This is a genomic window from uncultured Salinisphaera sp., from assembly GCF_964012375.1.
In the GTDB taxonomy this organism is placed as follows: Bacteria; Pseudomonadota; Gammaproteobacteria; order Nevskiales; family Salinisphaeraceae; genus Salinisphaera.
Window position 1 is genome coordinate 21,604 of sequence record NZ_CAXGSH010000043.1, and the last position, 8,892, is coordinate 30,495.

Genomic DNA, 8,892 nt, shown 5'->3' on the forward strand with positions numbered 1-8,892 from the left:
CGGCGTACACATAACCGGGCCATGACATGAGCCTGTGGCTGGCGGCCATCGGGGTATCGCGGGGCGTAGCCATCGGCGCGGTGCATCGCGTGCACGGCACCGATCTCGACATCCCCGAATATTCGATCTCGCCGGACCACGTCGAAGCCGAGATCACGCGTTTTCAAAGCGCGCTCGAGGACGCTCGCGACCAGCTCGCCGATATTCGCGAACAGATTCCGGCCAACGCCCCGTCCGAAATCGGCGCCTTTATCGAAACGCACCTGCTGATGATGCAGGACAGCGCACTCACCGATACGGTCTGTGCGCTGATCCGCGAACACCATTGCAACGCCGAGGCCGCGCTCAAGATGCAGGCCGAACACCTCACCGCGGTGTTCGACCAGATGGACGACAGCTATCTGCGCACCCGGCGCGACGATGTCGCCCATGTGACCGCGCGCATCCAGCGCATTCTGCTCAAGCAGGAACGCACCATCGAAACGCGGGAAGCCCCGGATGCGCCGCCGCCGGTCATCGTGGCCGACGAGCTCACGCCGGCCGATATCATCCTGCTGCATCAGCAGGGCGTGGCGGCTTTCGTTACCGAACACGGCGGGCCGCTGTCGCATTCCGCGATTCTGGCCCGCAGCCTGCGTATTCCGGCCATTGTGGGCATGCACAATGCCCGGCGCCTGCTGGTCGACGACGAAACAGTGGTCGTCGATGGCGAGGCGGGACACGTGCTCGCCGGCCCGGATGAAGCCGCGCTCGAGTTCTATCGCCATCGGCAGAAACGCGATGCGCGCTATCGGCGCATGCTCGGCATGCTGCGCGACGAGCCGGCGGTATCCACCGACGGCGTGCGCGTGCGCATGCTCGCCAATGTGGAGCTGCCCGACGACAGCGCCGATGCCGCTGAAGTGGGCGCCGAAGGCGTCGGCCTTTACCGCACCGAATTCCTCTACATGAACCGCGACGAAACCCCCGGTGAAGAGGAGCAGCTGGCCGCCTACCGGCGCGTGCTGCGCTCGGTGGACGGCCCGGTCACCATTCGCACCCTCGATCTGGGCGCGGACAAAACGGTCGGCCGCAATGCCGGCAAGACCTCGAGCAATCCGGCGCTGGGGCTGCGTGCCATCCGCCTGTGCCTGAAAGAAACCGAACTGTTTCGTACCCAGCTGCGAGCGCTGTTGCGCGCCTCGGCCGAAGGCGATCTGCGCATCATGCTGCCCATGGTGTCGAATATTCAGGAGATGCGTCAGACCCACCATCTCATCGACGAGCTCAAGAACGAGCTCAGGCGCGACGGCCTGGACTTCGATGCCCAGCTGCAGGTGGGCGCAATGATCGAGGTGCCGGCCGCGGCCCTCGCCGCGCCGCTGCTGGCCCAGTACTGCGATTTCTTTTCGCTGGGGACCAACGATCTCATTCAGTACACGCTGGCCATGGATCGTATCGACGACGAGATCAACTACCTCTACGACCCGCTGCACCCCGCGGTGCTGCAGCTGATCCGCATGACCATCGAAGCGGGGGCCGCGGCCGGTATCAGCGTATCGATGTGCGGCGAGATGGCCTCGGACAAACGTTATACCGCCCTGCTACTCGGGCTCGGACTCACCGAATTCTCGATGCACCCGGCCAGCGTGCTCGAAGTCAAGCGGGCGATCATGAATGCCGATGTTGACGCGCTCAAGACGCGCACGCGCGAAATACTCGCCTTCACCGACGCACAGATGTATCGCGAAGCGCTGGAAACGCTCAGTCAACAGCTGGTGGGCTGAGCCACCCGGCCGCACGCCCCCCACTCTGCGCGGCGGCCCGAGCCATCGCTGCGACAGGTGCTTTGCCGCCCAGCCAGACCACAGGTCGCACAGGCACGGTACCCGACCGGGCGAACACAAGCCTACACAGCGCTTTGCGTAGCCCCGAATGCGGCGCCGGTTCGTCCGCTTGTAAAGAATCACTGTTACCCTCGATATGGGACAATCGCTGCTCGCGCGGGCGGCTCGATTTGGCCAGACACACCCGGAGCTGACCGGTTGTCATAAAAAACGCAGGAAAATCCGTATTTTTCTGCTATTTTCTAAGCACCCCCACCGATTCGGACACGCGCTGCGATGAGCGAAGCCAAGACCACTGAAGATCAGATGGAATCGCGGCTCGCGCATCTAAACGAGGCGCTGGAATCCGGGCGCATGCGTCGGCTCAAGCCGATGCTGCATTCGCTCTCCCCGGCCGAAATCGGTCTGCTGCTGGAATCGATCCCGCGCACCAAGCGCGAGCTGGTCTGGCGCTTGGTGCCGGAAGACGATCACGGCGAAACCCTGCTGCACGTCAACGACGAGGTGCGCGCCGAGCTGATCGACGCCCTCGACGACGACGTGCTGCTGGCAGCCACCGAAGGCATGCCGATCGACGACCTCGCGGACCTGATCGAGGACCTGCCCGAGCAGGTCACCCGCGAAGTTCTGCACACGATGGACCTGGACAACCGCGAGCGCCTGGAAGCGGTGCTGTCCTACCCGTCGGACTCGGCCGGCGGCCTGATGAACAACGACACCATCACGGTACGCCCGGACGTGTCGCTGGACGTCGTACGCCGCTATCTACAGCAGCGCGGCACCCTGCCCGACGATACCGAATCGCTGTTCGTGATTTCGCGCTATGGCCGCTATCTGGGCATGCTCACGCTGGCCAAGCTGCTCACGCTCGACCCCGAACGCGACGTATCCGAGGTGATGAACACCGATATCGAAGCCCTGCCGGTCGATATGTCGGCCGCCCAGGTGGCCAAGCGCTTTCAGGACCTCGACCTGATCTCGGCGCCGGTGGTCGACGAAAACGAAAAGCTGGTCGGCCGAATCACCATCGACGACGTGGTGGACGTGATTCGCGACGAAGCCGAGCACTCGATCATGAGCATGGCCGGCCTCGACGAGGAAGAAGACGTATTCGCGCCGATCGCGCGCAGCGCACGGCGGCGGGCGACCTGGCTGGGCGCCAACCTGCTCACCGCGTTTCTGGCAGCGCAGGTGGTCGGCCTGTTCGAAGCCACGCTTTCGCAGGTGGTTGCGCTTGCCGTGCTCATGCCGATCGTGGCCAGCATGGGCGGCATCGGCGGCTCGCAGACGCTCACCCTCATGATTCGTGGCCTCTCGCTTGGCCAGATCGGCTTCGGCAACGCCAAGACCCTGCTGATCAAGGAACTGGCGGTGGCGGTCATCAATGGTTTGTTATGGGGCGCCGTGGTCGGCGTGGTCGCCCAGCTCTGGTTCGGCAACCCGACTCTTGGGCTGATTATCGCCGTGGCGCTGGTGATCAATCAGATCGGCGCCGCCATCGCCGGCGTGGCGATTCCACTGGCAATGAAGAAGATGGGCATCGACCCGGCGCTGGCAGGCTCGGTGGTGCTGACCACCATCACCGACGTGATCGGCTTTGGCGCCTTTCTCGGCCTGGGCACGCTGTTCCTGCTGCGCTGACCCCAGCCACCCGTCAGCCGATAGCCTGCGACGCGCGTCGCAATGGCGCCTGCCTGCCCGGTGCAAACCGCCTGTAATTCGTCGCGTCGCGTATTGCACAGGTTGGATTAGCGAAGCCTAATCCAACAACGAAGGCGCCTCTGGGGCCGATTCGACCTGGATGGTTCGGCGGGCCACCGCAGCGATCGCCGTCTGGCTTACGGCTTGGCGCCCGCACCGACCTCGGCGCCCGCCTTATTCGCAGCTGTCCGCGTTTGTTTGCGGGCGATCACACGAACGCGAGACAAAGTCACTGCCCGGCGATCGTCATCGAACCAATCAGCACCGACGGCGTACGCAGGGCGGCACCGAAATCCACGTCGCTGCCCAGGGCGTCGATCCCCTGATACATCTCGTCCAGGTTGCCGGCGATGGTGGCGTTTTCAACCGGATAGGCGATCTTGCCGTTCTCGACCCAGAACCCGGCCGCACCACGCGAATAGTCGCCGTTGACCAGGTTGACGCCCTGACCCATCAGCTCGGTGACCACAAGACCACGCCCCATGCCGGCGACGAGCGCGTCGAAGTCATCGGTGCCGGGGGCCACGTCGAGGTTGAAGACACCGCCGGCATTGCCGGTCGAGGTCAGGCCCAGGCGTCGGGCGGTATAAGCCGATAGCACGTAGCCACGAAGTACGCCCTGGTCGACCAGGGTGCGCTCGGCGGTGGCCACGCCGTCGCCGTCGAAGGCGGCACTGGCCAGCCCGCGCGGTCGGTGCGGATGCTGGCTCAGGGTCAGTGCCTCGACCGCGATCGACTGCTCGAGTTTGTCCTTGAGAAAGCTGGCGTTGCGATAGAGCGCGCCGCCGCTGATCGCAGCGACCAGATGCCCCCACAGCCCACGGGCAACACGCGGTGTGAACAACACCGATGCGGTGGTGGTCGGCGGGGTACGCGCCCCGAGCCGCGCAACCGCGCGCTCGGCCGCAAGACGACCGACCGCCTCAACCGCCTGCAGCTCGTCGGCGTGGCGGGCCTGGGAGAAGGCGACTTCCCGCTGCATGCCGGCATCGGCACGGGCCAGCGGCTGACAGCTGAGCGCATGGCGGCTGGCGCGCTCGCCGCCGACGAAGCCGTGACTGTTGCCGTAGACGCTCACGCCGTCGCGGCTGGCGACCGTGGCCCCTTCGGTCTGGGCAATGCGTGCGTCATAGTCGAGCGCGGCGGCCTCGAGTTGCAGCGCCATCTCCAACGCCTGCTCGGCATCCAGCGACCAGGGATGATAAAGCGACAGGTCGGGCTGTTCGCCGGCCATGAGTTCGGCATCGGCGAGCCCGGCAAATGTGTCGGCTTCGGTGAACCGCGCGATGGTAAGCGCCTGGTCGAGGGCGGCACGCAGCCCGTCGGCTGTCAGGTCGGTCGTCGAAGCGCTGCCACTGCGCTGGCCGCAGTACACGGTGAGGCTCGCTCCGCGATCGCCTTCGTGCTCCACGGATTCGCGCTGGCGGGCACGCGCGGTCACCGAAAGCGCCCGCGAGGCGGACAGCGACACCTCGGCCTGGTCGGCACCCCGACGCTGGGCCTCGGCGAGCAGCTCGCGCGTGCGCGCTTCCAGCCACGCCAGCTGCGGCAGGCCGGTCTCGGTTTCAACGGATGGCGTATCGACTGCGAAAGTGCCGGTCATGCAGGGGTCTCTCGGGAGGCAGGAACAAGCGCCAGACGGTAGCCCCGCAGGACCAGCCGACGCAACGTCGACGTTGTTCACGCTATGCTGTGTGCATGTCGCGTCCCGTTTCCGCTGTCGTCGAGCCGCCACCCAAGGGCCACGGTCGCCGCCGGCTGATCTTTCGTCCACGCTCGATCACCGGGCTGCTTCTCAGCAGCTTCGGGCTGGTCGCCCTGCCGCTGATCGTCGCGGTGCTTTTCGGCGTGGCCTATGTGGATCGGCTCACCGGCCAGAGCGAGCGCCTGGTGCTGCAAGGCGTCGAAGTCACCCGTTACAGCAAGCGCCTGGGTTCACTGCTGGTGGGCATGGAGCGCAGCGCACGCCAGTACGGCGTACTGCAAAGCGACGAGCTGGTCGAGCGTTTCGAGCGCCAGAGCCAGGAATTCGATGACATGCTCGATGCGCTCGGCGCGCTCGAACTGGATACGTTGCCGGGCTGGAACCTCGATACGCTGCGCCGCCAGGCGCGCGCACTGGCCGAACGGCTGCGCGCCCGCCCCACGGACGTGGGCGGCGTGATCGACGAACTCACCGACATGCAGCGCGAGACCGACCTGATCACCCAGCAAGGCAATGTGTTCATCGACCGCGAACTGGCCCGGCTGCAGGCCACGGCCGCGGATGCCCGCTTTTTCCTGCTGCTGTGCGTGTTCGCGCTGATTCCGGGCACGCTCGCCCTCACCGCGCTTTTCGTCGTGGTGATCGCACGCCCGCTGCGTCAGATTTCCGGGGCCGTCACCCGCCTCGGCGACGGCGACTTCTCGCAGCAGATCAAGGTCTTCGCGCCCACCGTCGAACTCGACGCGCTGGGCGCGCGGCTGGACTGGATGCGCCGCCGGCTGGCAACGCTGGAAAACGAAAAGCAGCAGTTCATCCGCCATATGTCGCACGAACTGAAAACGCCGCTGGCCAGCATCCGTGAAGGCGCCGATCTGCTGCGCGACGGCACGGTAGGCAAGCTCAACGCGGCCCAGGCCGATGTTGCCGAAATCCTGCAGCAGAACAGCATCGAGCTGGCTAAACTCATCGACAACCTGCTCGACTTTGCCGCCTGGCAGCAACAACACGCTAAACTTGAGTACGAGCGCTTCGATCTGAACGCGCTTTTCGAGGCAATCGTGGCCCGCCAGCGGCTTACGATCGAGGGCAAGACGCTCACGGTGATCACGCCGGGCGCAACCATGGAAATCACGGCCGACCGGGACCGTATGCAGCTTATCGTCGACAATCTGCTCGCCAACGCGGTGAAGTTCGCGCCCACGGGGTCCACCGTCACGCTCGCCGCCGAACGCATGGTGGCGGCAACAACGATCGTGATCAGCGATCAGGGCCCGGGCGTGCCCGAGCAAGAGCGTGGCGCCATCTTCGATGCCTTCTACCAGGGTGCAAACAGCAAGACCCACGCACGCGGCGCGCTGCGCGGCACCGGCATCGGCCTGTCGGTGGTACGCGAATGCGTGCAGGCCCACGGCGGGCGTATCGATGTGACCGACGCGCCCGGCGGCGGCGCCCTGTTCAAAGTCGAAATCCCCGATCGCCATGCCGTTTGAAGTACGTACGCGCCCGCTATGGATCATGACGACGCTTGTCGCCGCGACCGCGGCGATCAGCGGCTGCACGACCGACCGGCCCGCCTCGGCACTGGCTGATCGCGTGGAAACCTCACCGGCCATGCCGCTGGCACACGAGCGTGACCCGGTGCTGGATCTGCTCGACTATGCGGCCCGACTACGCCAGGCCACGCCCGAAGCGCGCGCCCGAGCGGTCAGCCTCGCCCGGGAAGAGGTCGATACCCGGCCCGATGCGCATAGCTATGCGCACCTCGCCGTGGCCTTCGGCACCCCCGGTCAGCGCCGCTATACGCCGGACGAGGCCGCACGCTATGCCCAGCGCGCGCTGAGCGCCGACGACGCCGACTGGAGCGCGGCCGCCGTTCAATACCTCAACGATCTGGCGCGTCTGTACAACCAAAGTGCCCACAACGCCGCGGGCAGCGAATCCGGCATCGCCGCCAGCGCCTCCGTGCCGGCGTCCTCCGACGCACGGCTACCGAGCGCATCGCAAGATCCGGGTGCCCAGCAACGCGCGCATATCCGGGAACTGGAACACGAACTCGACGACGCGCGCCGCAAATTGCGCGAACTGGCGGAAATCGAAACGCGTCTCGGCGATTCCACACCTTAAATGGCACGCGGAGGCAAGATACTGCTGGTCGACGACGACCCCAGCCTGCGCCGACTGCTTGCCCTGCGCCTGGAAGGCGCGGGCCACCATGTCGAAACCGCCGAAAGCGGCCTTGCCGCCCTGCGCGCGCTGGATAATTACGGCGCGGATTGCGTAATCACCGATCTGCGCATGGACGACATGGATGGCATGGCCCTGCTCGAACGCCTGAGCCATAGCCACCCCAACCTGCCGGTCATTCTGTTGACGGCCCACGGCACCATTCCCGAGGCCGTGGCGGCCACCCAGGGCGGCGCCCTGGATTTTCTGTCCAAACCCGTCGACAAGGACGTGCTGCTCGCACGCGTCGACCAGGCGCTGGAGCAAACCGGCGTGGGCAGCGAAGACTGGCAACAGATCTGGCGATCGCGCATCGTCACCCGCTCGCCGTTGATGAACCGCCTCCTAGACGAAGCCAAGCTGGTCGCCGCGAGCGATACCAGCGTGCTCATCACCGGCGAATCGGGCACCGGCAAGGAGGTGCTTGCGCAGGCACTCCATGACGCCAGTCCGCGGGCACGCGCCCCCTTCGTGGCGATCAACTGCGGGGCCATGCCGGAACAGCTGCTCGAGTCGGAGCTGTTCGGCCACGAAAAGGGCGCCTTCACCGACGCCAAACAGGCCCAGCAGGGGCTGTTCCGAAGTGCGGAAGGCGGCACGGTCTTTCTCGACGAGATCGGCGATATGCCGATAGCGCTACAGGTCAAGCTGCTACGCGTGCTCCAGGAACGCGAAGTGCGCCCGGTCGGCGCCGCAAGATCATTGCCGGTGAACGTGCGCGTGATTTCGGCCACCCATCGTGACCTCGGCCGTGCCATCGAACAACAGAGCTTTCGCGAAGATCTGTACTACCGCCTGGCAGTGGTCACCCTGGCGCTGCCGGCCCTGCGCGAACGCCCGGAAGACGTCGCCCCGCTGGCCCGCCATTTTCTGGACATGATCGCCAGCCGTTCGGGCCGGCGCGCGCGCGTCTATTCACCGGATGCGATGGAAGCGCTGTGCCGCCACCGCTGGCCGGGCAACATCCGCCAGCTCTCCAACGTGGTCGAGCAGAACGTCGCCCTGACGCGCGGCCACGTCATTTCCAGCCAGGCCGTGGAAAAGGCCCTGGCCGGCCAGGGCGGCCGCTCGGACGCAGCCGCTGCCCTGCAACCGCTTGCCGACGCCCGCGATGCCTTCGTACGGGACTATCTCGTACAGCTGCTACGCATCACCGAAGGCAACGTGGCACGCAGCGCACGCCTGGCCAAGCGCAACCGCACCGAGTTCTACAAGCTGCTCGGACGCCATGCCATCGACCCGAACGACTATAAGCGCCAGAGCGAGCACTAGGGCGTGTCGTCATAAGGTAGGGCGGCGCATCGGCGATCCGCGCCTTGCCTGACACGCCCGGCGCGGGCAATACGACGTCATATCCCATGACGGCACGCCCTAGGGAAGCTCTGCATAACCTCTCGCGGGTCGCGTTCGAGTCCTCACAGACGGTGCGGCAAGGCG

6 protein-coding genes are annotated in these 8,892 nt (G+C 65.9%); 5 read left to right on the forward strand and 1 reads right to left on the reverse strand.

Annotation, left to right across the window (positions count from 1 at the left end; all coding sequences use genetic code 11):
* The first annotated feature begins 26 nt into the window (after nucleotides 1-26).
* On the forward strand, nucleotides 27-1,766 hold the full coding sequence (gene ptsP / locus ABNU97_RS09330) for a phosphoenolpyruvate--protein phosphotransferase (RefSeq protein ID WP_348766462.1): 1,740 nt from the start codon (nucleotides 27-29) through the stop codon (nucleotides 1,764-1,766).
* 336 nt (nucleotides 1,767-2,102) lie between these two features.
* Nucleotides 2,103-3,467: a magnesium transporter gene (mgtE, locus tag ABNU97_RS09335; protein ID WP_348766463.1), complete on the forward strand. Its 1,365-nt coding sequence runs from the start codon at nucleotides 2,103-2,105 to the stop codon at nucleotides 3,465-3,467.
* Nucleotides 3,468-3,756: 289 nt separating this feature from the next.
* Here the strand turns inward: mgtE and pmbA are convergent, their stop codons facing one another.
* Nucleotides 3,757-5,130 (reverse strand): metalloprotease PmbA, encoded by a 1,374-nt coding sequence (gene pmbA / locus ABNU97_RS09340; protein WP_348766464.1) that lies wholly within the window; start codon nucleotides 5,128-5,130, stop codon nucleotides 3,757-3,759.
* 95 nt (nucleotides 5,131-5,225) lie between these two features.
* Between pmbA and ABNU97_RS09345 the strand changes: the two genes are divergently transcribed.
* The 3 genes from ABNU97_RS09345 to ABNU97_RS09355 are packed head-to-tail and all read left to right on the forward strand — an operon-like array spanning nucleotide 5,226 to nucleotide 8,727.
* Nucleotides 5,226-6,722: a HAMP domain-containing sensor histidine kinase gene (locus ABNU97_RS09345; RefSeq protein ID WP_348766465.1), complete on the forward strand. Its 1,497-nt coding sequence runs from the start codon at nucleotides 5,226-5,228 to the stop codon at nucleotides 6,720-6,722.
* Nucleotides 6,712-7,356, forward strand: a complete 645-nt coding sequence (locus tag ABNU97_RS09350) for a hypothetical protein (protein WP_348766466.1) — start codon at nucleotides 6,712-6,714, stop codon at nucleotides 7,354-7,356. The genes ABNU97_RS09345 and ABNU97_RS09350 overlap by 11 nt, the downstream gene beginning before the upstream one ends.
* A complete protein-coding gene (locus ABNU97_RS09355) occupies nucleotides 7,357-8,727 on the forward strand; it encodes a sigma 54-interacting transcriptional regulator (protein ID WP_348766467.1) in 1,371 nt (456 codons plus the stop codon).
* Nucleotides 8,728-8,892: the final 165 nt, after the last annotated feature.